General features: G+C 62.1%; 20 protein-coding genes. 14 read left to right on the forward strand and 6 right to left on the reverse strand.

Translation table 11 applies throughout. The annotated features are described in order from the left end of the window. The first annotated feature begins 108 nt into the window (after window positions 1-108). Window positions 109-525 (forward strand): PPOX class F420-dependent oxidoreductase, encoded by a 417-nt coding sequence (locus tag ABWI03_RS00805; protein WP_124567724.1) that lies wholly within the window; start codon window positions 109-111, stop codon window positions 523-525. 1 nt (window position 526) lies between these two features. Here ABWI03_RS00805 and ABWI03_RS00810 read toward each other — a convergent pair whose 3' ends face one another. After that, window positions 527-880, reverse strand: a complete 354-nt coding sequence (locus ABWI03_RS00810; RefSeq protein WP_095968621.1) for a winged helix-turn-helix transcriptional regulator — start codon at window positions 878-880, stop codon at window positions 527-529. A gap of 109 nt (window positions 881-989) precedes the next feature. Here ABWI03_RS00810 and ABWI03_RS00815 point away from each other — a divergent pair, with 109 nt between their 5' ends. The 5 genes from ABWI03_RS00815 (at window position 990) to ABWI03_RS00835 (ending at window position 5,581) form a co-directional block, all read left to right on the forward strand. Further along, window positions 990-1,610: a malonic semialdehyde reductase gene (locus ABWI03_RS00815; RefSeq protein ID WP_298777224.1), complete on the forward strand. Its 621-nt coding sequence runs from the start codon at window positions 990-992 to the stop codon at window positions 1,608-1,610. Between the two features lie 299 nt (window positions 1,611-1,909). Beyond that, window positions 1,910-2,557, forward strand: a complete 648-nt coding sequence (locus ABWI03_RS00820) for an ABC transporter permease (protein ID WP_298777223.1) — start codon at window positions 1,910-1,912, stop codon at window positions 2,555-2,557. Further along, on the forward strand, window positions 2,554-3,774 hold the full coding sequence (locus ABWI03_RS00825; RefSeq protein WP_095968618.1) for an ATP-binding cassette domain-containing protein: 1,221 nt from the start codon (window positions 2,554-2,556) through the stop codon (window positions 3,772-3,774). Before ABWI03_RS00820 ends, ABWI03_RS00825 begins: the two co-directional genes overlap by 4 nt. Before the next feature lie 35 nt (window positions 3,775-3,809). Continuing rightward, window positions 3,810-4,589, forward strand: a complete 780-nt coding sequence (locus tag ABWI03_RS00830) for an ABC transporter permease (RefSeq protein ID WP_298777774.1) — start codon at window positions 3,810-3,812, stop codon at window positions 4,587-4,589. Next, the gene (locus tag ABWI03_RS00835; protein ID WP_095968617.1) at window positions 4,586-5,581 is read left to right on the forward strand and encodes a glycine betaine ABC transporter substrate-binding protein; all 996 of its coding nucleotides are present in this window, start codon (window positions 4,586-4,588) and stop codon (window positions 5,579-5,581) included. Before ABWI03_RS00830 ends, ABWI03_RS00835 begins: the two co-directional genes overlap by 4 nt. On the opposite strand, the gene ABWI03_RS00840 is transcribed toward ABWI03_RS00835, so the two are convergent. The 5 genes from ABWI03_RS00840 to ABWI03_RS00860 form a co-directional block, all read right to left on the reverse strand. Continuing rightward, window positions 5,582-6,358: a trans-aconitate 2-methyltransferase gene (locus ABWI03_RS00840; protein WP_124567727.1), complete on the reverse strand. Its 777-nt coding sequence runs from the start codon at window positions 6,356-6,358 to the stop codon at window positions 5,582-5,584. A 59-nt stretch (window positions 6,359-6,417) separates the two neighbouring features. After that, the gene (locus tag ABWI03_RS00845) at window positions 6,418-7,464 is read right to left on the reverse strand and encodes a phosphatidylinositol-specific phospholipase C domain-containing protein (RefSeq protein WP_298777222.1); all 1,047 of its coding nucleotides are present in this window, start codon (window positions 7,462-7,464) and stop codon (window positions 6,418-6,420) included. A gap of 66 nt (window positions 7,465-7,530) precedes the next feature. Beyond that, window positions 7,531-9,225, reverse strand: a complete 1,695-nt coding sequence (locus ABWI03_RS00850) for a class I adenylate-forming enzyme family protein (RefSeq protein WP_298777221.1) — start codon at window positions 9,223-9,225, stop codon at window positions 7,531-7,533. A 42-nt stretch (window positions 9,226-9,267) separates the two neighbouring features. Then, window positions 9,268-10,149 (reverse strand): acyl-CoA thioesterase, encoded by an 882-nt coding sequence (locus ABWI03_RS00855; protein ID WP_298777220.1) that lies wholly within the window; start codon window positions 10,147-10,149, stop codon window positions 9,268-9,270. 10 nt (window positions 10,150-10,159) lie between these two features. Beyond that, the gene (locus ABWI03_RS00860; RefSeq protein WP_435054134.1) at window positions 10,160-11,521 is read right to left on the reverse strand and encodes an MFS transporter; all 1,362 of its coding nucleotides are present in this window, start codon (window positions 11,519-11,521) and stop codon (window positions 10,160-10,162) included. 296 nt (window positions 11,522-11,817) lie between these two features. On the opposite strand from ABWI03_RS00860, the gene ABWI03_RS00865 reads away from it, so the two are divergent. The 8 genes from ABWI03_RS00865 to ABWI03_RS00900 all read left to right on the forward strand — a co-directional run bounded on the left by ABWI03_RS00865 (window position 11,818) and on the right by ABWI03_RS00900 (window position 19,593). Next, the gene (locus ABWI03_RS00865; RefSeq protein WP_298777218.1) at window positions 11,818-12,984 is read left to right on the forward strand and encodes a thiolase family protein; all 1,167 of its coding nucleotides are present in this window, start codon (window positions 11,818-11,820) and stop codon (window positions 12,982-12,984) included. A 37-nt stretch (window positions 12,985-13,021) separates the two neighbouring features. After that, window positions 13,022-14,554 (forward strand): acyl-CoA synthetase, encoded by a 1,533-nt coding sequence (locus ABWI03_RS00870; protein WP_298777217.1) that lies wholly within the window; start codon window positions 13,022-13,024, stop codon window positions 14,552-14,554. Between the two features lie 164 nt (window positions 14,555-14,718). Then, entirely contained in the window at window positions 14,719-15,171 is a 453-nt protein-coding gene (locus ABWI03_RS00875; protein WP_095968610.1) for a MaoC family dehydratase N-terminal domain-containing protein, read from the forward strand. A 37-nt stretch (window positions 15,172-15,208) separates the two neighbouring features. After that, window positions 15,209-16,012, forward strand: coding sequence for an SDR family NAD(P)-dependent oxidoreductase (locus ABWI03_RS00880; RefSeq protein WP_298777216.1), 804 nt, complete (start codon window positions 15,209-15,211; stop codon window positions 16,010-16,012). 30 nt (window positions 16,013-16,042) lie between these two features. Then, window positions 16,043-17,170, forward strand: coding sequence for a CaiB/BaiF CoA transferase family protein (locus ABWI03_RS00885; RefSeq protein WP_298777215.1), 1,128 nt, complete (start codon window positions 16,043-16,045; stop codon window positions 17,168-17,170). Between the two features lie 19 nt (window positions 17,171-17,189). Next, complete coding sequence (locus ABWI03_RS00890; RefSeq protein ID WP_095968607.1) at window positions 17,190-17,993, forward strand: SDR family NAD(P)-dependent oxidoreductase; 804 nt, start codon at window positions 17,190-17,192, stop codon at window positions 17,991-17,993. Between the two features lie 30 nt (window positions 17,994-18,023). After that, window positions 18,024-19,211, forward strand: coding sequence for a lipid-transfer protein (locus tag ABWI03_RS00895; RefSeq protein ID WP_095968606.1), 1,188 nt, complete (start codon window positions 18,024-18,026; stop codon window positions 19,209-19,211). 1 nt (window position 19,212) lies between these two features. Further along, window positions 19,213-19,593, forward strand: a complete 381-nt coding sequence (locus tag ABWI03_RS00900; protein ID WP_095968605.1) for a MaoC/PaaZ C-terminal domain-containing protein — start codon at window positions 19,213-19,215, stop codon at window positions 19,591-19,593. Window positions 19,594-19,605 lie beyond the last annotated feature (12 nt).

Consider the following 19,605-nt stretch of genomic DNA (forward strand, 5'->3'; position numbering starts at 1 on the left):
TGTGATCCAGAACACTAGTTTTGGATACGTTGCATCTACGTTGCGTGCATGTTTCGTCATTGCCGGGGAGAAGCTGTTACCCGGGAGAAGCTACAGAAGGAGAAACACATGTCATTCACGGACGAAGAGATCGCCTACTTGCAGTCGCAGCCGCTGGCGCGCGTAGCGACCGTCTCACCGAACGGACAACCCGACGTCGTTCCGTTGGCCTTCGAGTACGACGGGGCCCACCTGTGGATCGGCGGGGTCGGCGAGGCGGTCCTGCGGACCAAGAAGTTCCGCAACATCGGGTCAGGACAACTCGAAGTCGCCCTGGTCATCGACGACATGCCGTCGTTCGAGCCATTCGTCGCGCGCGGAATCAGAATCTACGGAATCGCTGAACGGCCGATCGAGAGGGTAGGAATGGTCGGCCCCGGAATCTATTCACGCATCACGCCGACAGTCTCGTGGAGTTGGAACCTGGCCGGAGAACCCGCTGGTGAAACCTGGTACACGGCACGCAGGACCGTTCACACGCGTTAGCTCAGTTCGAGCAATTCTCAGGTGGCAAGTTCTCGGCAGCCCAGGTTGTCAGTTCGCTGAGGGCTGGAAGCAGTGCTTGCCCCGACGCCGTGAGTTCGTACTCCACGGCGATGGGCGGACCTGCATCGACGCTCCTCGTCACCAAGCCTGCCCCCGCCAACTCCGTCAGGCGTTCCGAGAGTACCGAATCACTGATCCCGCCAACTGCGCGCTTGAGTTCGGAGAATCCCGCCGGCCCGTTGAGCAGCGTGCCGAGAATGACGCCGTTCCACCGTTTGCCCAGGAAGCCGAACGCGCGGGCCAACGCCCCGTCACATGCGCGGGGCTCGTGTTCCGCTTCGCTCTTACTCGCCACCCCACCATCCTAGCCACAGTGCTAACGTATCCGTAGGCACTATTTTTTTACTAGCAACTAGCTTTACCGGGCAACGCTCGGTCGAGCTACCACGGAACGGAATCCCCCGATGTCTCTCGTCGCAGCCACCCCATTCACCGCCCAGCAACTCGACGAAACCGGCCGCGAACTCCTCTTCACCGCGGCACGCACCGCCAATTCCTTCTCGAACGAGCCCGTGACCGACGACCAGCTCACCGCAATCTGGGAGCTCGCGAAGTGGGCGCCGACCGCGGCAAACACCAATCCACTGCGCGTGTTGTTCGTTCGCACCGAGGAGGGCAAAGCGCGCCTCGTCGAGCACATGGCCGACGGAAACAAGGCCAAGACCGAAGCGGCTCCTGTAGTTGCGGTTCTCGCAGTGGATACCGAGTTCTACAAGCACATCCCCACCCTGTTCCCCATCCGCCCGGAGATGAAGGACTACTTCGAATCCGACGAGGCTGCCGCCAGTTCGACCAGTCGGTTCAACGCCGCACTGCAGGCCGGCTACGTGATCCTCGCGATTCGTGCACAGGGTCTGGTCGCCGGCCCGATGGCCGGATTCGATGCGGCCGGCATCGACGGCGAATTCTTCGCGGACGGACGTTTCAAGACGATCCTCGTAGTGAACATCGGCCACCCCGGCGAGAACCCGTGGTTCGATCGTCTCCCACGTCTCTCCGACGAGGACGCGCTCAGCTGGGCCTGAGCCCAATTCGGAAAGATTCGTACAAGGCGGGAGGGTTCTTCGGAGCTCTCCCGTTTTGCTGTTTCCAGCACGTTTGAGATGGCTGTCTGCTGGGTACAAAGACGCGACTCGCAAACTCGCACGTCCAGAACAACATCCGACACGCTGCAATCGGAATTAGTTGCAGTATCGGAGTTTTTGGACGACAGTCGAGACAAACCCCTCGGCCGGAAACGGCTGCGGGGAAAGCCCTTGTGCGCCGGTCGGTGTCGAGGGAAGACGTTTGCGAGCAGAAGTCCGAAGAAAGTGGGTTCGGAAATATGGGCGCGCTATGGGATTTTGTCGTTGCACGACGACAACAATTGATGACCGACTCGTACCTACATGTTTCAGCAGTTATCCAGTCCGTGATCATCGCGACGATTGCCGCCGTGATCATCGGAATTCTCGTCTACAGAAGCCCGGTCGGTTCGTCCGTGGCAACAGCTTTGGCCAGCACGATCTTGACGGTTCCTTCGTTCGCTCTTCTCGGACTGCTCATTCCGATTCTCGGTCTCGGCGTCGCCCCGACGATCACCGCACTGATCCTGTATGCCCTGCTCCCGATCATTCGGAACACGATCATCGGCCTGGATGCGGTCAACCCGGCCATCACCGACGCGGCGCGCGGCGTCGGAATGAATCGCATGCACGTACTGAGTCGAATCGAGCTACCGATCGCGTGGCCCTCGATCCTCACCGGCATGCGGGTCAGTACGCAGATGCTCATGGGCATCCTGGCCATCGCCGCATACGCCAAAGGTCCAGGTCTGGGAAACCTGATCTTCTCCGGACTCTCGCGGGTAGGCAGCCCCAATGCTGTTCCGCAAGCGCTGGTCGGCACCGTACTCATCGTCATTCTGGCCCTGATCCTCGACGGAATCTACCTCGTCATCGGCCGTCTCACTACTTCGAAGGGGCTGCAATGACCGAAACCATTCCGTCCGACGTATCCGCTGATCAGAAGGTATCCGGAGTCGAGATCGTTCTCGAATCCGTGACCAAGCGTTACCCGGGACAGAAAGCTGCAGCGGTGGACAATGTTTCGCTGACTGTTCCCGCCGGCGAGATCGTGGTTTTCGTCGGACCTTCGGGTTGCGGCAAGACGACGACGATGCGCATGATCAACCGTCTGATCGAACCCACCTCGGGCAAGATCACCATCGACGGCAAAGACGCCCTGTCCATCGACCCGGACAAGCTTCGCCGCGGCATCGGATACTCGATTCAGCAAGCAGGCTTGTTCCCGCACTTCACCATTGCGAAGAACGTCGCGACGGTGCCCGGCCTCATCGGTTGGGACAAGAAGCGAATCGCGGCACGGACCGACGAGATGCTCGACCTCGTCGGCCTCGACCCGGACACTTATCGTGACCGGTACCCACGACAGCTCTCCGGTGGCCAGCAACAGCGCGTGGGCGTGGCGCGGGCACTCGCCGCCGATCCCCCGGTTCTGTTGATGGACGAGCCTTTCGGTGCCGTCGATCCCATCACTCGCGGTCTCCTCCAGGACGAACTGATGCGTCTGCAGTCGGAGTTGGGCAAGACCATCGTGTTCGTCACCCACGATTTCAACGAGGCAGTCAAGCTCGGGGATCGAATTGCCGTGCTGGGTAACCAGTCCAGCATCATGCAGTACGACACCCCCGAAGCGATCCTCGCCAATCCCGCCAACGACATGGTCGCGGGTTTCGTCGGCGCCGACGCATCACTCAAGCAGTTGACCTTGACCCGTGTGCGTCAGATCAAACTCAAGCAGTGCCTCACCGCGCGCGAAACCGATTCGGTCGACGACTTGAGAACCGCACTCGCAGCACGCAAGTGGAAATGGGCCTTGATTCTCGATCAGCGTGGCCGGCCGCTTCGCTGGGTCTCACCCGGGCACCTCGCTCACGCGTCGACCCTTCGAGGTGTCGGTAACGAGATCGGTGAGGCCGTGTCCATCCAGTCCACCCTGCAGGATGCGTTGGAAGCTCTTCTCGCCGAGAGCAATGCATCCACCGTGGTCACCGGACGGCGCGGCGAGTATGTCGGCCTCATCACGATCGACACGCTGGTCAGCCATCTCTCCGAGATGCGCGAGGAGCATGCCCACGATCACGACGACGACGAGTCCGACGCCGAGAACGTCGAGGGTCGAATATGAGTGCCACGACCGAAGACCTCGTCGCCGCGCCCGAGATGGAACCGGACGCTCCCGATCTCGGCGCCGCCGAGAATGCGGCCACCCGCCGAGCTGAGCGGATGCGGCTGTACGTTCAACCCGTCATTGTTCTGATCCTTGTCGCGGGCGTGCTGACCTGGGCGTTCACGCGCGAACTGAACGCGACACAGAAGGCCAGCATCAATCTCGACAACATCGTCACGCTGACGTGGGAACACGTGCTGATCACCGCCGCTGTGGTCATCATCGTCGTCGCCATCGCGGTTCCGCTCGGAACATTGTTGACCAGACCGAAATTCACCCGCTTGGCACCGTTCTTCGTCGGCATCGCGAACATCGGGGCCGCGGCACCGGCCATCGGCCTCCTGGTGCTGTTCTATCTCGCGACCAGAACGACGGGCTTCTGGATCGGCGTGTTTCCGATCGCGTTCTACTCACTGCTTCCCGTGCTACGCAACACGATTCTGGGTTATCAGCAGGTGGACAAGACTCTGATCGACGCCGGACGTGGTCAGGGGATGTCTTCTCTGACCGTACTGCGTCAGCTCGAATTCCCGATGGCTGTCCCGTACATTCTTGCGGGCCTTCGCACTTCGCTCGTACTGGCCGTCGGCACGGCAACGCTGTGCTTCCTGGTCAGTGCCGGTGGTCTGGGCATTCTGATCGACACCGGGTACAAACTGCGCGACAACGTCACCCTCGTGGTCGGCGCCGTACTCGCAGTGTCGTTGGCCTTGCTGATCGACTGGCTCGGCGCGCTCGCCGAAACTTATCTCGGGCCCAAGGGATTACGATGACCAAGACTTCGATCACCAGAACGCGGGGCTGGAAACTCGCAGTTGCCACGCTCGGCCTCACCCTTGTCGCGTCCTGCGGCCTGGAATCCGGTGGAGCACTGCCGCTGGCAGTCGGCCCCGGCAGCATCGAGCCCGTTCCCGAGCTCGAGGGTGTGAAGATGACCGTCGGCTCCAAGGACTTCACCGAGCAGATCGTGCTCGGGTACGTCATCGAATTCGCTATGGCGGCGGCAGGCGCGGATGTTCGAGATCTCACGAACATCCAGGGCTCGAACAGCACCCGTGACGCACAGTTGAACGGGCAGATCGACCTTGCGTACGAGTACACCGGGACCGGGTGGATCAACTATCTCGGAAACGAAACTCCACTTCCCGACTCGCAGGCGCAGTTCGAGGCGGTCCGCGACGCGGATCTGGCCGCTAACGACATGGTGTGGACTGATCCGGCGCCGATGAACAATACGTATGCATTGGCGATGAGCAAGGAGACCGCCGAGAAGACCGGCGTCAAGACGGTTTCCGACTACGCGAAGTTGGTCGAATCCGATCCCGGTGCTGCAGTGACGTGCGTCGAGACCGAGTTCAACGTCCGTCAGGACGGCTATCCGGGTCTGGCAGCCAAGTACGGCTTCGACGCCTCGCGAGCCCAGCGGCAGATTCTGCAGACGGGCATCATCTACCAGGCGACGGCCGACAGCGACCAATGCAAGTTCGGTGAAGTCTTCACCACCGACGGTCGCATCATCGCACTCGATCTGGTTCTCCTCGACGACGATCTGCAGTTCTTCCCGAAATACAATCCGGCACTGGTGATGAAAAAGGACTTCGCGGAGGCACATCCGCAGGTTGCCGAAGTCATGGCGCCGATCTCGGAGAAACTGACCAACGAGGTGATGACCGAGCTCAACCGGCAGGTCGACGTCGACGGCAAGGAGCCGGCGGACGTGGCCCGCGACTGGCTGGTCTCGGAAGGCTTCGTCACAGCCGAGTAGTTACCGCTTGCGTCCCACACAGAACACCCGCCGGAACGGAAACAGCGTTCCGGCGGCCGTGGCGGGATACGCCTCTCGCAGCAGGTCGGAATACTGACGCTCGAACTCCGGAGCGTCGGCCTCGCCGAGAACGTCCAGGACCGGCCGAAGTCCAGTACCCCGTACCCATCCGAGCACGGGATCGGCACCTGCCAGCACGTGTACGTACGTCGTTTCCCATGCGTCGACGTCGAACCCGTGTTCCTGCAGCCGCTGCGCGTACGCCACCGGACTGTCGACACCTTCCGGGCCGCGTAGGACGCCGCCCAGTCGCTCGCTCCATTCCGCGGACTCCGCGAGGCCTCGCATGAGCGCATGTGACGGCGCATCGAAGTTTCCCGGAACCTGCCACGCCAGCCACGACCCGGATGCCAGGGTGTCCGCCCATTGGTCGATCAGCTCGCGGTGGCTCGGAACCCACTGCAATGCAGCGTTACTGACGACCACGTCGTAACCGGTGGCGTCGAAGGACATGATGTCCCCCAACTCGACGGTGACGTTTCCCGGCAGGTCTGTCGGGGCCTGCGCCACCATGTCGGGAGACGAGTCGAATCCGGATACCGAGGCGTCCGGCCATCGTTCCCCGAGCATCGCGGTCAGGTTGCCTGAGCCGCAGCCGAGGTCGGCTACCCGCGTCGGGTCTTCGGTGGTCACCCGCGAGACCAGGTCCACGAACGGGCGTGACCGCTCACCCGAATAGCGGCCGTAGACTTCGGGATTCCACGTGACAGTGCGCATGAACCCATCCTGCACCCTGTTCCTGAGAATTGCCGCCTGCCAGATCTTGTCGGCGAAAATCACCGACGCGGCACCACGGTGGACAGTACGTTCGGCAATCTCGACCAGTCCGCGGTGATGTAACTCGCGTGCTCACCGGCCAGCCGGTCGAGTCGCTCGCTCGCTTCGGCTTCCGAGGCATGAGTTCCGTCGATCTGCGGAGCAACCTTGTGCGCGTCGGTCATGACGAGCAGGTAGCCACGATCGTGGTACCACTGCGGATCCACATCGCCCGAGGTGTAATCGAGCGCGTCGCCGTCGAAAATCACGAACCACGGTCGGATCCCCGGATCGGCGTAGCGGTCGAGACGGGGATCTCCCGGCGATGCCCGGTGAACAGCAGGAAAGGCCGCGCCGAGTTGGACGAGCCCGGCAGCGGACAGATCTCGCAAGTGCGTCGCGTACTGCTGGTCGGTCCACTCCGTGTCGAGAGGGTTTCCCTCCTCGATCGTTCCCGGAATCAGCTCGAACAGAAACTTGCCGGTCATCTCGGAAACACTCGGCCATCCGCGCTCGGTGACGGCGGCATCCGGAGTCGAGTAGGACTCACCCATCAGATCGGACGGAGCGAAAACCGCGTCGCCGAGGGTCCCGAGAATCAAGGCGTCGAGATCGGCGGGTCCACGTCTGTAACCGGCCGTGAAACCGTCCTTGAGTTCCAACTTGATCATCACCGGCGGATGCCCGGGATCGGCTTCGTGCCACGCCCGCATATCCGCCAGGCATCCGCGGAGTCCCTGATCTCGCAGACCGCTTCGCAATCCGGCAGCGTCCTGCGCACCGACGCAATTGCTGTCGCTCGCCACCGGATTCATGTGCGACACACGCCAGTCCGGACCGACGCCGTTGGTCCACAGATCCAACTCGAGCAGGGACGCCCCTGAATCCAGAGCGTCGGCGAAGTACGGGAACGTCGCCTTCTCGTAGGAGTTGTGGACGCCGACGGACGTGGTCTCGGAAAACGAGTGAGCTCGGTCCGCGGTCGTCTCGGCACCGGCGGAGGGCGCCGAGACTACCGAGACGACCGCCGCGAATGCACTCACACCGGCTACCAGGAATCCACGCATGTTCGACACTCTCGCAGAAATCACGCCGCGGCAGGACCGAATCGGGAGAGTTACTGGACGATCGTCCTAGACTGCGTCGGCGACAAGGCTGTTCCTCAATACGTTCTTCTGTATCTTTCCCGTTGCCGTGACAGGCAGTTGGTCGACGAACCTGATGGAACGAACCTTCTGATACGGGGCCACCTTCGCGGCCACGTAGTCCGTCAGTTCCCGCTCCAACAATTTCAGGGCCGACGCAGTCTCGGACGCGAAGTCGCGGTTCAACTGAACGAATGCCGTCACGCGCTCACCGACCACTGGCGCCTGTTCGCCGACGACGGCTGCCTGTGCAACGGCAGCGTGTGAACACAGAATCTCCTCGAGCGGCTGCGGATACACGTTGTAACCCTTGTAGATGATCATGTCCTTCGATCGCCCCACCAGAAACAGGTGCCCCGCCTCGTCCAGCCGCCCCATGTCTCCGGTCGCCAGCCAACCACCGCGGAACTGAACCGCAGTCAGTTCCGGCTGGTTCTGGTACCCGTCGGCGATCTGGGGCCCGCGGGCCCAGACCTCACCGACCTCGCCGGCCCCGAGGACTGCCGAATTCTCGTCTCTGATCTCGAGTTCGGTGTCGAAGATCGCGACGCCGACGCTGTCCGGCGGCGTCGCGACGTCACAGTTCAAAGGCGCACCCGTCAGGCCCATCGTCGCTTCGCTCAGGCCGTATCCCTCCGTGACCCAGGCATTGTCGAAGATCGTTTGCAGGCGCCGCAGCGATGTCGTGTCGAACGGGGCTGCCCCGGAGTTGATCGCACGCACAGAGGACAAGTCGTGCGATCCGATCTTGTTGCTCGCCAACAACGCGTAGTACATCGCGGGCGAACCGGTGATGTGGGTGACGCCGAGGCGCTCGATGTCTGCCAACATCCGGTCCGGATCGAAGCGGCCGGTGAAGACAACAGTCGATCCGAGCAGAGTACTGACGTTCTGTCCGACCAAGCCCAGACCGTGAAAGAGTGGCGCCACCGCGATGTTGACACCTTCGCCCGGAACCAGCGCATGAGGACCGCGATCGACGGTCGCCTGCATTCGAAGCCCGCCGAGTTCGTCGAGTTCGGTGAGAAGCCCAGATCGCCAGGACGCCATCTGGATGACATTCGAGACCAGGTTACGGTTCAGTACGCGAACAGCTTTGGAGCGTCCGGTCGTACCGCCGGTCAGCTGAAGATGAGCGACGAGCTCCGGATCGACACTGTACGACGTCAGCGGATGCGCCTGCAACAGATCCCCGAATGCAAGAACGCCCTCCGGCAGAGCCGTTTCGGTCGTCGGCGCCGAAGGTGTCGCGGATACGCACACCACAGCGTCGACGCACTGCGCGGCCGCTGCCAGAACGATTCCGACGGATTCGGGGTGCGAGATGACCACGCGTGCCTTCACATCGTCCAACTGATCGCGGAGACCGGCCGGCGGGAGAGTCGGATTGACCGGCGCCACAGCAGCACCCGCACACAGCGCCCCGTAGTACGCCACGACGTACCACAGGTTGTTCGCCATATGGAGCGCCACCACGTGCCCCGGCTGGACCCCGAGTGCACGCAATCCCCCGGCCGCTCGCTGTGCACGGTCGTACAGGTCGGCGAAGGTGAGTTCAAGGTCGCCGTCTTGCAGCGCAATTCGGTCAGGGTACGCGCGAGCAGCCCCTGCCAGAACTGCGTCGATTCCTGTCGTCGGATAGTCGAGACACCGAGGCATATCGGTCGGCCAGGCGAGCGTCATGAGTAAAACCTCCAGCTGTTCGGAATGGATGGAATGAATCTTCTAGTCGATCCGGCGGACCAACGACTCTTGGACCACAGTGGCTACCAAATCTCCTTTCCTACTCCAGAAATGCCCACTCGAGAGACCGCGCCCGTCGCAGGACGACGGACTGGTTTGCGAGAACAGCATCCAGTCGTCCGCCCGGAACGGGCGGTGGAACCACACAGCGTGATCGAGGGAGGTCACGATCGCCCTGGATTCTCCTTTGAGCATCGAACGATGCGGCTGGATATCGAGTGACGCTGTCGACGCCAGTGTCATGTCGGAGCCGTACGTGAGCGCGCAGACGTGGAGCAAGGGATTGTCCGGCAAAGCCTGAGCAGGTTTCAGCCACACTGTCTGCTCCGAAAGTCCCGGTACTGCACGGTAGTCCGATACCCGATCCTGCGGTACGAAGCGCAGTGACATCACCCGAACCGTAGTCGCCGCCTGATATTCCTCAGGTCGCTCTTTCGCCCAGTGCTCGTACGGATCCGGAAGGTCCTCGGGTGGTGGCACTTCAGGCATGACCAACTGTCGATCCGCACCGTCTTCGGACAACTTGAAGGAGGCCGACAACGTGAAGATCGGTTCTCCGCCTTGTCTCGCGGTGACCCGACGGGAACGATACGACCGCCCGTCTCGGAGTCGTTCCACCTCGTAGACGATCGGCTTGGTGGGATCGCCTGCACTGAGGAAGTAGCCGTGAAGAGAGTGCGCGAGATTTTCCGATGGAACGGAACTTCCCGCTGCGGTCAGAGCCTGGGCTGCCACCTGCCCACCGAACGCCCTCATCGGATGCCCGGCGTGACAGTATCCGCGAAACTCCGTGCTGCTCAGCTTTTCCAAGGTCAGCAAACTCTCGAAGTCAGGCGAAACATGATGATCGAGGATGGAGGTCATCGAAATCGGCCTATCGGGCAGCGACAACGGGAGCGTGGGGGCGCACCGAGTTCTTGTCACGGGCAGGATCGATGATGACGATGCCGATGACGGCCACGACGAGCGCTACCCCACCGAGGATCTGGAAGGCGGTCGCGTAGCCGTCGCCACCGTCACCGGCCGCGTCGACGATGCGTCCCATCATGTACGGCGCGATGAACCCGCCGAACGCCATTAGAGACAGGAACACCCCGAGTACCCCGGAAATTTGCTTCGGCGGGCACAATTCGCTGACACACGCATTGAGAAGCGGAAGTACCGGAGTACATATCGCGTAGCCCAACGACACCATGAACACAGCCATGACAGGCGCATCGACGAACGGCAGGAACACCAACAACGTGCCGCCGATCAGCATGCCGACCGCCGGAAAGACAACCCGAGCAGCACGCATACCGACGCCTCGGGTGATGAGCTTGTCGCTCAACCACGTGCTGCTCAACATGATCGCAAGACCGATGAGGCTGGGGATGGAGAACATCGATCCAGCCTGAAGTCGCGAATAACCAAGGCCCAGTTCGAAGTACGACGGCAACCAGGTGAGGACTACCGCTGCCAGTGCATAGGCGGCTGCAATGAGCAAAACACCACCGATGAAGGTGCGGGTGCGGAAGATGTGCAACCAGGGCACGGCCGGCTCAGCGTCAGTCGCAGGTGCCGCAACCATTTTGGGGTTCGAGCCGTCAGGGCTCGGGTCGGCATCATCTGCCTTACCCGAGTTGGCAGCTCGTCCGTACGGACCCTCCTTCCACACCGCCAGCCACAGCACAGCCCACAAAAGCCCCGCGATCGCCAATGCGACCAGCGCAGAGCGCCAGCCCCAGGTGACCGCGACGTACGCGAGAATGGGCGCGATCGCAATCTTGGCGATCGACGCCGAGCAGGTCAGGACGGCTCCGGGCAAGCCGCGGCGCGCCGGCGCATGCCAGGAGTACGCGGCGGAAAACAGTAGCGGCGAGTTGGGACCTTCGGCGAAACCGAGAATCATCCGACTCACGAGCAGGGTCACGAAACTGGCTGAGAGCATGAGCGGCAGCATCGCCACGGACCACAGGACGACCAGCAGAACGAGCGCCCAGCGCAGTCCGAGCCACTTGTCGAGGGCACCGGAGAACAAACCACCGAGCGAGAGCATCAGAAAGAACGCACTTCCAGCCAGGCCGATGTCGGAAGCGGAGAGCCCCAATTCCTTGGCCAAGGGCTGGGCGATGATGCCGAGGACTGCTTTGTCGGCAAAGTTGATGACGTACATGGCGACCAGCACACTGGTCATTCCCCAGGCGACTGTCCTGGATTCGCCTGCTTCTCCGAGCTTGGCCCGAGGCCGACTCACCTGCTGTTCGAGTACCACTAAATCTCCTTGAACTGGTAAGGGAAGATTCGCCACGACTTCGCCTTTGGCGCTGACATTCCCAACCTGGTGATGGGCATCACATCGTGGACTGGGCAGAATTCAATCACTAAAAGAGCTTCCTAGCAAGGAATTTGCCGGATAATGTGAATTTGCCATAACTTGAAGCACGGTCGAGATCAATCTAGATACAAACCGCGAAACAAGTTATCGTCTATTCACTTAACTGTTTGTCTACGAAGAGCCGACCCCTCAGGTCGTCAACGAAGGAGCCCGCCATGAACGACGCCGTCATCGTCGATGCAGTTCGCACCCCGATCGGAAAGCGGAACGGAGGACTGTCCGGGGTCCACCCGGTCGACCTGTCCGCCCACGTTCTTCGCGCCCTCACCGAACGCAACGACCTCGATCCGAGCACGGTCGACGACGTTTTGTGGGGTTGCGTCAGCCAGGTCGGTGAGCAGGCCGGCGGCGTCGGCCGATACGCTGTGCTCGCCGCAGGTTGGCCCGAGTCGGTCACCGGTGTGACCGTGGATCGGGCATGCGGGTCCTCGCAGCAGTCCTTGCATTTCGCCGCGGCCGGAATCATCAGCGGCCACTACGACATCGCGGTCGCCGGTGGCGTCGAGAGCATGAGCCGCGTCCCCATCGGCTCCGCGCGCAGCGCCACGCAATTCGGCAAGCCGTTCGGCCCGTTGGTCCGGCAGCGATACAACGGCGTGGAGTTCAACCAGGGCGTGGGCGCGGAAATGATCGCCGAGAACTTCGGACTGACCCGAACGCAGCTGGATCAGCACGCTCTCGACTCTCACGAGCGAGCAGCCGCGGCCATCGACGCGGGTGCATTCAAGAGTCAGATCAGCCCCGTGAAGACGACGGCAGAGGACGGAACCGTGTCCATCGTCGACACCGACGAGGGAGTCCGTCGCGGGTCGACTCTCGGGCGGTTGGCCGCGCTGCCTACCCCGTTCAAGGACGACGGGCGTGTCACCGCTGCCAACTCGTCACAGATCTCCGACGGCGCTGCTGCACTACTGGTCACCAGCAGCGAATTGGCGGCTCGCCGAGGATGGAAGCCCATCGCCAGGGTCCACACCGTGGCATTGGCAGGCGTCGACCCGATCACCATGGCCACCGGTCCCATTCCGGCCACCGCCAAGGCCCTCGAGCGTTCGGGACTGTCGCTGTCCGACATCGGGGCATTCGAGATCAACGAGGCTTTCGCTTCGGTCACTCTGGCTTGGCTGCAGGCGACCGGCGCCGATTATGCCAAGCTCAACCCTCTCGGCGGCGCGATGGCGCTCGGTCATCCGCTCGGCGGTTCGGGCGCACGTCTGACGACGACCCTCGTACACCACATGCGCGACAACGGCATTCGGTACGGATTGCAGTCGATGTGCGAGGCTGGCGGTCAGGCCAATGCCATGATCCTGGAACTGATCTGAATCAGGCCACGCGCCACGGACTCCTTGGAGGAAGCACATGCAACTGACTCAATTCATTCACCGATCCATGCGAGCGGCCCCGGAAACCCCGATGACGGTGTTCGGAGATCGAGTCCGAAGCTGCCGGGAATCGGTCGAACGAATCACGAAACTGGCGGGCGGATTGCAGGCGATGGGACTGAAACCCGGTGATCGCGTCGCGATACTGGCATTGAATTCGGACTGGTATCACGAGGCACTCCTCGCCTGTTGGTGGTCGGGAGCGGTGGCCAGTCCCGTCAATACGCGTTGGAGCCCAGCGGAAATCACGTACGCGCTCGAGGATTCCGGCTCGACCTTCCTACTGGTCGACGACAACTTCGCTTCCGCCGTGGGCGCCCTCCGCGAATCGTGCCCAAGTCTGGCGACCGTGATCTACTGCGGCGACGGACAGGCTCCCGAGGGAATGCTCGACTACGAACGGGTGATCTCGGAATCGGTGGCCGTCGCCGATCTACGCGTCGGCGGCGACACCCTGGCACTCCTGCTGTACACCGGTGGTACGACGGGCGTACCGAAAGGTGTGATGGTCAGCCATCGATCGCTGATCACTTCGGCCTTGGGCACACTCGCCGCAGGAAATGTCGCCGTCAGCGGCGGAGTGAACCTCGCTGTCAACCCTCTGTTCCACATCGCGGGGATAGTCGGGTGGCTGGCCCAGTCGCTGATGGGCGGCACTCAGGTCTTCCTGTCGAGATTCAATCCGGGCGTATTCCTCGAGGCGGTCGACCGACATCGGCCGACAACCGTCGGCCTGGTCCCGACCATGCTTCAGATGTTGATCTCGCACGAGGACACGGCTTCCTACGATCTGACCAGTGTTCGAGTCCTGAGGTATGGGGCCTCTCCCATTTCTCCGACGCTTCTGGGGCAAGTCATGCAGATGTTCCCCAACAGTGCCTTCGTGCAGGGCTACGGGATGACGGAAACCGCCCACATCAGTGTTCTCAGCCCTGCCGATCATCTGGAAGGCGGCGAGTTGCTCCGTAGCGCCGGTCGCATTCTCCCGCACTGCGAGGTCCGGATCGTCGATCCGGCCGGCATGGAACTACCTCCGGGTGAAGTAGGTGAAATCGTCACGTTCGGCAGCCACATCATGCTCGGGTACTGGAACAAACCGATCGAGACCGCCGAGGTACTACGTGACGGATGGATGCACACGGGCGATGCGGGATACCTCGACGAGCGCGGTTACCTGTTCATCGTCGATCGAATCAAGGACATGATCGTCACCGGAGGCGAGAACGTCTATTCCACCGAGGTCGAAAACGCCTTGGCTCGACACGAATCCGTGGCAGCGTGCTCTGTCATCGGCCTTCCCGATTCCCAGTGGGGCGAACGCGTACATGCCGTGGTTGTTCTTCGAGCGGATTCGAACATCGACGCCGGCGCATTGCGCGCGCACGTGAAGACACTCATCGCCGGGTACAAGGTTCCTCGCTCCTTCCAGTTCGTCGATGCGTTGCCGGTCAACGGCGCCGGAAAGGTGCTCAAACGCGATCTGCGTGCCCTGGCCGCCGCGTCTGAGTAGTCAGCCTCCCCCGCCGAACTCGGGAATCAACCATCACTTGCATCAGGTTCTGAAATTCCTTGACAACTGCAGCTATCTGGGTCAAAGTGAATATGCGCTAACCGTGATTCGAAGATCACTCATCAGCTGGCGGACACTTTCGCCCAGATTCCGAGGAGTTTGTCATGACCAGCCTCGACGCCGGAGTCATCGGCACCCGAATTCCCGAGCACTCGGTGGAGGTCGAGCGTGGGCGACTCGCCTTCTTCGCCCGCGCCACCGGACAGGACGATCCGATCTACACCGACCGGAGCGCCGCCGAGCAGGCCGGACACCGCGACATCCCCGTCCCACCGACCTTCCTGTTCTGCCTCGACATGGAGCGGCCGAATCCGTCCACGTTCTATGCGGATCTCGGAATCGACATCAGGACGATCCTGCACGGCGAGCAGGAGTTCACCTACCTCCAGACCGCGTATGCAGGTGACACTCTCCATTTCTCCACAGCGGTCACGGATTGCTATGCGAAAAAGGCTGGTGCACTGCAGTTCCTGGTCCGCACCACCGAGGTGACCCGCGAGGGTCAAGCGATTGCAACCCTCCGCTCCACCACGGTCATCCGTGATCCTCGAGCTTGAAAACACTCATTCCACCTACACTGCAAGGACATCGAACATGGGCACTCTCGACGGCAAGGTCGCCATCGTCTCCGGTTCCGGCCGCGGGATCGGCCGCGACATCGCACTCCGCCTCGCTTCCGAAGGCGCATCCGTGGTGGTCAACGACCTCGATCCCGAACCGGCACACGAAACGGTCGAAGACATCAAGGCTGCAGGCGGGCACGCAATCGCCTGTGTCGGATCCGTGACGGACGCCGATTTCGCGGAGCGTTTCGTCGGTACCGCGATCGATGCGTTCGACGGGCTCGACATCATCGTCAACAACGCCGGATTCACCTGGGACACCGTCATCCAGAAGATGACCGACGAGCAGTGGGACACCATTCTCGACGTCCATCTGAAGGCACCGTTCCGCATTCTTCGGGCCGCCCAGCCCTACATCAAGGCCAACCCCACCACCTACCACCGCAAGGTCGTCAACGTCTCTTCGGTGGCCGGCCTCTACGGAAACCCCGGACAGTCCAACTACGCAGCCGCAAAGGCTGGAATCGTCGGACTGACAAAGACTCTCGCGAAGGAGTGGGGACGCTACAAGGTCAATGTCAATGCGGTTGCCTACGGGTTCATCCTCACCCGAATGACCGAAGCGGTTGCCGGCGACGATTCGTTCGTCGAGATCGGCGCCCGCAAGATCAAGGCCGGTGTCAGCACCGCTGTCATGGAACGAGTCAAGACGTCCAACCCACTCGGTCGCCCGGGTACTCCCGCCGAGGCTGCCGGAGCAGTGTACGTGCTCTGCACGCAGGACACCGACTACGTCAGCGGGCAGTGCCTGACCGTCGATGCGGGCTCGCGCTAGTCTCCCTACCAGCGAAAGATGTCTATTTCCATGACGACTGACGCCAGTCCCAACGGTCCACTCGCGGGCCTTCGTATTGTCGAGCTCGGTGGTATCGGACCTGGCCCGTTCTGCGGAATGCTACTAGCCGATCAAGGCGCCGACGTGATTCGGATCGACCGAAGCACCGAGGTCGGAAACCAGTCCGGACATCCTGTCCTGCATCGTAACCGGCGTTCAGTAGCACTGGATCTCAAGGATCCGCACGACGTCGACACCGTCTTGAAGATCATCGACACCGCCGACGCGGTCATCGAGGGCTTCAGGCCGGGAGTCACCGAGCGTCTGGGGCTCGGCCCGGACACCTGCCTGTCCAGGAACCCGAAGCTCGTGTACGGCCGGATGACCGGGTGGGGCCAGGATGGGCCGTTGGCGCAAGAACCCGGCCACGACCTCAACTACATTGCCCTGACCGGCGCACTCGGAGCCATGGGAGCCCCGGGGGAGGTCCCTCCGGTTCCTCTGAATCTGGTCGGAGACATGGGCGGTGGCGGAATGTTGCTGGCACTCGGCATCACAACCGCAATGCTCCGGGCACGAATCGACGGCCGCGGACAAGTGGTCGACGCGGCGATGACCGACGGCACCGCCGTCCAGTTGGCATTGATCCACGGACTACTCGCGCGAGATCGCTGGGTGGACGAGCGCGCATCCAACATGTTCGACGGCGGCGCTCCCTTCTACCGGAACTATCGTTGCGCCGACGGCGGATTCATGGCTGTTGGTTGCGTGGAGCCGCAGTTCTACACCGCGACCATGAGAGTGCTCGGCCTGACCGAAGATCCACTGTTCGCACAGCAACACAACAGAGACGCGTGGACGGCGATGGCCGACCGACTTGCCGAATTGTTCGCGACCCGTACCCGCGACGAATGGGACGCTGCATTCGACATGCAGGGCGCCTGCGTCTCCCCGGTATTGAATTTCGACGAAGCAGCGGCACACCCGCACAACGCCTTCCGTGCGACGCTCGGCAAGTTCGGCAACGGGCACATCCAACCGAATCCAGCTCCGCGTTACTCCGATACACCGGCCGATGACCCGCGTCCCGCACCCGTCATCGGTCAACACACCGACGAAGTGCTCGCCGAAATCGGCGTAGTCACCGCCGCACGCTGAAACCGAAAAGGATCGCATCATGGGAACACTCGACGGCAAGGTTGCCATCGTCTCGGGCTCGGGCCGCGGCATCGGCCGCGAAATCGCACTCAAGCTCGCCTCCGAAGGAGCCTCGGTAGTGGTCAACGACCTCGATCCCGAGCCCGCCGCTCAGACTGAGCACGACATCAAAGCCGCAGGTGGACAGGCAGTCTCGTGCGTCGGTTCCGTTGCCGAGGACGGATTTGCCGAACGCTTCGTGGACACCGCCGTCGAATCATTCGGTGGACTCGACGTCATCGTCAACAACGCGGGATACACCTGGGACAGTGTGATCCAGAAGATGACCGACGAGCAATGGGACACCATCCTCGACGTCAACCTCAAGGCGCCGTTCCGGATCCTGCGTGCCGCTCAGCCGTTCGTCAAAGCCAATCCCACCGACTACCACCGCAAGGTCGTCAACATCTCGTCCACCTCGGGTGTCTTCGGCAATGCAGGACAATCCAATTACGGCAGCGCGAAAGCCGGCATCGTCGGTCTCACCAAAACGCTGGCCAAGGAGTGGGGCCGTTACAAGGTCAACGTCAACGCGGTCGCCTTCGGCTTCGTCGTGACCCGAATGACCGAGGTGACAGCCGATTCCGACACCAAGATCACGATCGACGGCCGCGACATTCGTGTCGGAGTCAATCCCGACCGCATGGCAGCCATGGCAACCACCATCCCCTTCGGCCGAGGAGCAACTCCGGTGGAAGCCGCAGGCGCCGTGTACCTGCTCTGCATACCGGAGTCCGACTACGTCAACAGCCAATGCCTGGTTGTCGACGGCGGACGAGTCTGACACCGCTCCCCTCGATCATTCGGAGAAACGATGAGCCGTAAGGCATTTGTAGTCGGGGTCGGCATGATCCCGTTCACCAAACCAGGTAAGAGTGACGACTACGACGTCATGGGTGCAAGAGCGGCCACCGCAGCGTTGAGGGACGCGGACCTCGAGTACTCGAAGGTTCAGCAGGCCTACGTCGGGTATGTGTACGGCGATTCCACCAGTGGCCAGCGAGCGCTGTACAACCTCGGCGAGACCGGCATTCCGGTGGTCAACGTCAACAACAACTGCGCCACCGGTTCGACTGCGCTCTGGCTGGCTCGACAGGCAGTCGAGAGCGGCGCGGTGGAATGTGCTCTGGCGCTCGGCTTCGAGCAGATGCAGCCCGGAGCCCTCAAGGGTGCCTGGACTGACCGCCCGCGGCCGCTCGGTCGCTTCGACGAGGTTCTCGAGGCTGCCGCCGGGATCGACGCATCAGTTCCGCGGGCTGCGCAGTACTTCGGTGTAGCGGGTATGGAATACATGGAGAAGTTCGGCATGAAGGCCGAAACGTTCGCCAAGGTTCAGGTCAAGGCACGCAAGCACTCGGCCGGCAACCCGTACTCGGTGTTCCGCACACAACTCACCGAAGACGAAGTGATGGCAGCGCCGACACTCTTCGGACCCGTCACGCGGTATCAGGCCTGCCCACCCACGTGTGGCGCCGCGGCAGCGATCATCTGCACCGAAGAATTCGCCCGCGCCAACGGACTTCGCGCAGACGTCGCGATCAAAGCCCAGTCGATGACGTCGGATCTGCCCAGCACCTTCAACGAAGGAAGCATGATCAAGGCTGTCGGCTACGACGTCACCGCTTCGGCGGCTCACAACGTCTACGAGGCCTCGGGCGTCGACCCCCGCGACATCAGGGTCGTCGAACTTCACGACTGCTTCACGGTGAACGAGGTGCTCTGCTACGAGGCTCTCGGGCTCGTGGAAGAGGGCGGCGCCGAGCAGTTCATCCTGAACGGCGACAACACCTACGGCGGACGAGTGGTGGTCAACCCGTCCGGCGGCCTTCTGTCCAAGGGCCACCCACTCGGCGCCACCGGCCTCGCCCAATGTGCGGAGTTGGTATGGCAGCTTCGTGGCGACGCCGGCCCACGTCAGGTGGACGGTGCAACCCTCGCTCTGCAGCACAACCTCGGCCTCGGCGGTGCCGGAGTCGTCACCCTCTACGAAAAGGTGAGCTGAGATGAATACCGGAGACACCTTGGACCTGACGGTCCCGAAGATCACTCGCACCACACTTGCTCTGTACGCCGGGGCTTCGGGTGACCACAATCCCGTTCACATCGACACGGATGCCTGTGCAGCAGTTGGTATTCCCGACGTCTTCGCCCATGGCATGTTGTCCATGGCTTACCTCGGACGACTTCTCACCGATCGCTACGAGCAGGATCGCATCCATTCCTTCTCCGTCCGGTTTTCTGCAATCACCCCGGTGAACTCGACGCCGCAGTGCACCGGCACGGTCGTCAAGGTCGAAGACGGCCTCGGTCACCTCGATCTCACCATGACGCTGCCCGACGGCACCGTGACACTGCGCGGTTCCGCAGTCGTCGCGGTCAACTAACCCTCCACGAGA

This window comes from Rhodococcus baikonurensis, assembly GCF_040489275.1.
In the GTDB taxonomy this organism is placed as follows: Bacteria; Actinomycetota; Actinomycetes; order Mycobacteriales; family Mycobacteriaceae; genus Rhodococcus_F; species Rhodococcus_F baikonurensis.

What these genes read in the sequence shown, in the direction of transcription:
- ABWI03_RS00870 (WP_298777217.1), top strand. Translation starts at nt 13,022, where the DNA reads ATGCAACTGACTCAATTCATTCACCGATCCATGCGAGCGGCCCCGGAA.
- ABWI03_RS00825 (WP_095968618.1), top strand. Translation starts at nt 2,554, where the DNA reads ATGACCGAAACCATTCCGTCCGACGTATCCGCTGATCAGAAGGTATCC.
- ABWI03_RS00865 (WP_298777218.1), top strand. Translation starts at nt 11,818, where the DNA reads ATGAACGACGCCGTCATCGTCGATGCAGTTCGCACCCCGATCGGAAAG.
- ABWI03_RS00855 (WP_298777220.1), bottom strand. Translation starts at nt 10,149, where the DNA reads ATGACCTCCATCCTCGATCATCATGTTTCGCCTGACTTCGAGAGTTTG.
- ABWI03_RS00845 (WP_298777222.1), bottom strand. Translation starts at nt 7,464, where the DNA reads ATGCGTGGATTCCTGGTAGCCGGTGTGAGTGCATTCGCGGCGGTCGTC.
- ABWI03_RS00850 (WP_298777221.1), bottom strand. Translation starts at nt 9,225, where the DNA reads ATGACGCTCGCCTGGCCGACCGATATGCCTCGGTGTCTCGACTATCCG.
- ABWI03_RS00820 (WP_298777223.1), top strand. Translation starts at nt 1,910, where the DNA reads ATGGGCGCGCTATGGGATTTTGTCGTTGCACGACGACAACAATTGATG.
- ABWI03_RS00830 (WP_298777774.1), top strand. Translation starts at nt 3,810, where the DNA reads ATGGAACCGGACGCTCCCGATCTCGGCGCCGCCGAGAATGCGGCCACC.
- ABWI03_RS00875 (WP_095968610.1), top strand. Translation starts at nt 14,719, where the DNA reads ATGACCAGCCTCGACGCCGGAGTCATCGGCACCCGAATTCCCGAGCAC.
- ABWI03_RS00885 (WP_298777215.1), top strand. Translation starts at nt 16,043, where the DNA reads ATGACGACTGACGCCAGTCCCAACGGTCCACTCGCGGGCCTTCGTATT.
- ABWI03_RS00835 (WP_095968617.1), top strand. Translation starts at nt 4,586, where the DNA reads ATGACCAAGACTTCGATCACCAGAACGCGGGGCTGGAAACTCGCAGTT.
- ABWI03_RS00805 (WP_124567724.1), top strand. Translation starts at nt 109, where the DNA reads ATGTCATTCACGGACGAAGAGATCGCCTACTTGCAGTCGCAGCCGCTG.
- ABWI03_RS00815 (WP_298777224.1), top strand. Translation starts at nt 990, where the DNA reads ATGTCTCTCGTCGCAGCCACCCCATTCACCGCCCAGCAACTCGACGAA.
- ABWI03_RS00840 (WP_124567727.1), bottom strand. Translation starts at nt 6,358, where the DNA reads ATGCGCACTGTCACGTGGAATCCCGAAGTCTACGGCCGCTATTCGGGT.
- ABWI03_RS00895 (WP_095968606.1), top strand. Translation starts at nt 18,024, where the DNA reads ATGAGCCGTAAGGCATTTGTAGTCGGGGTCGGCATGATCCCGTTCACC.
- ABWI03_RS00880 (WP_298777216.1), top strand. Translation starts at nt 15,209, where the DNA reads ATGGGCACTCTCGACGGCAAGGTCGCCATCGTCTCCGGTTCCGGCCGC.
- ABWI03_RS00900 (WP_095968605.1), top strand. Translation starts at nt 19,213, where the DNA reads ATGAATACCGGAGACACCTTGGACCTGACGGTCCCGAAGATCACTCGC.
- ABWI03_RS00890 (WP_095968607.1), top strand. Translation starts at nt 17,190, where the DNA reads ATGGGAACACTCGACGGCAAGGTTGCCATCGTCTCGGGCTCGGGCCGC.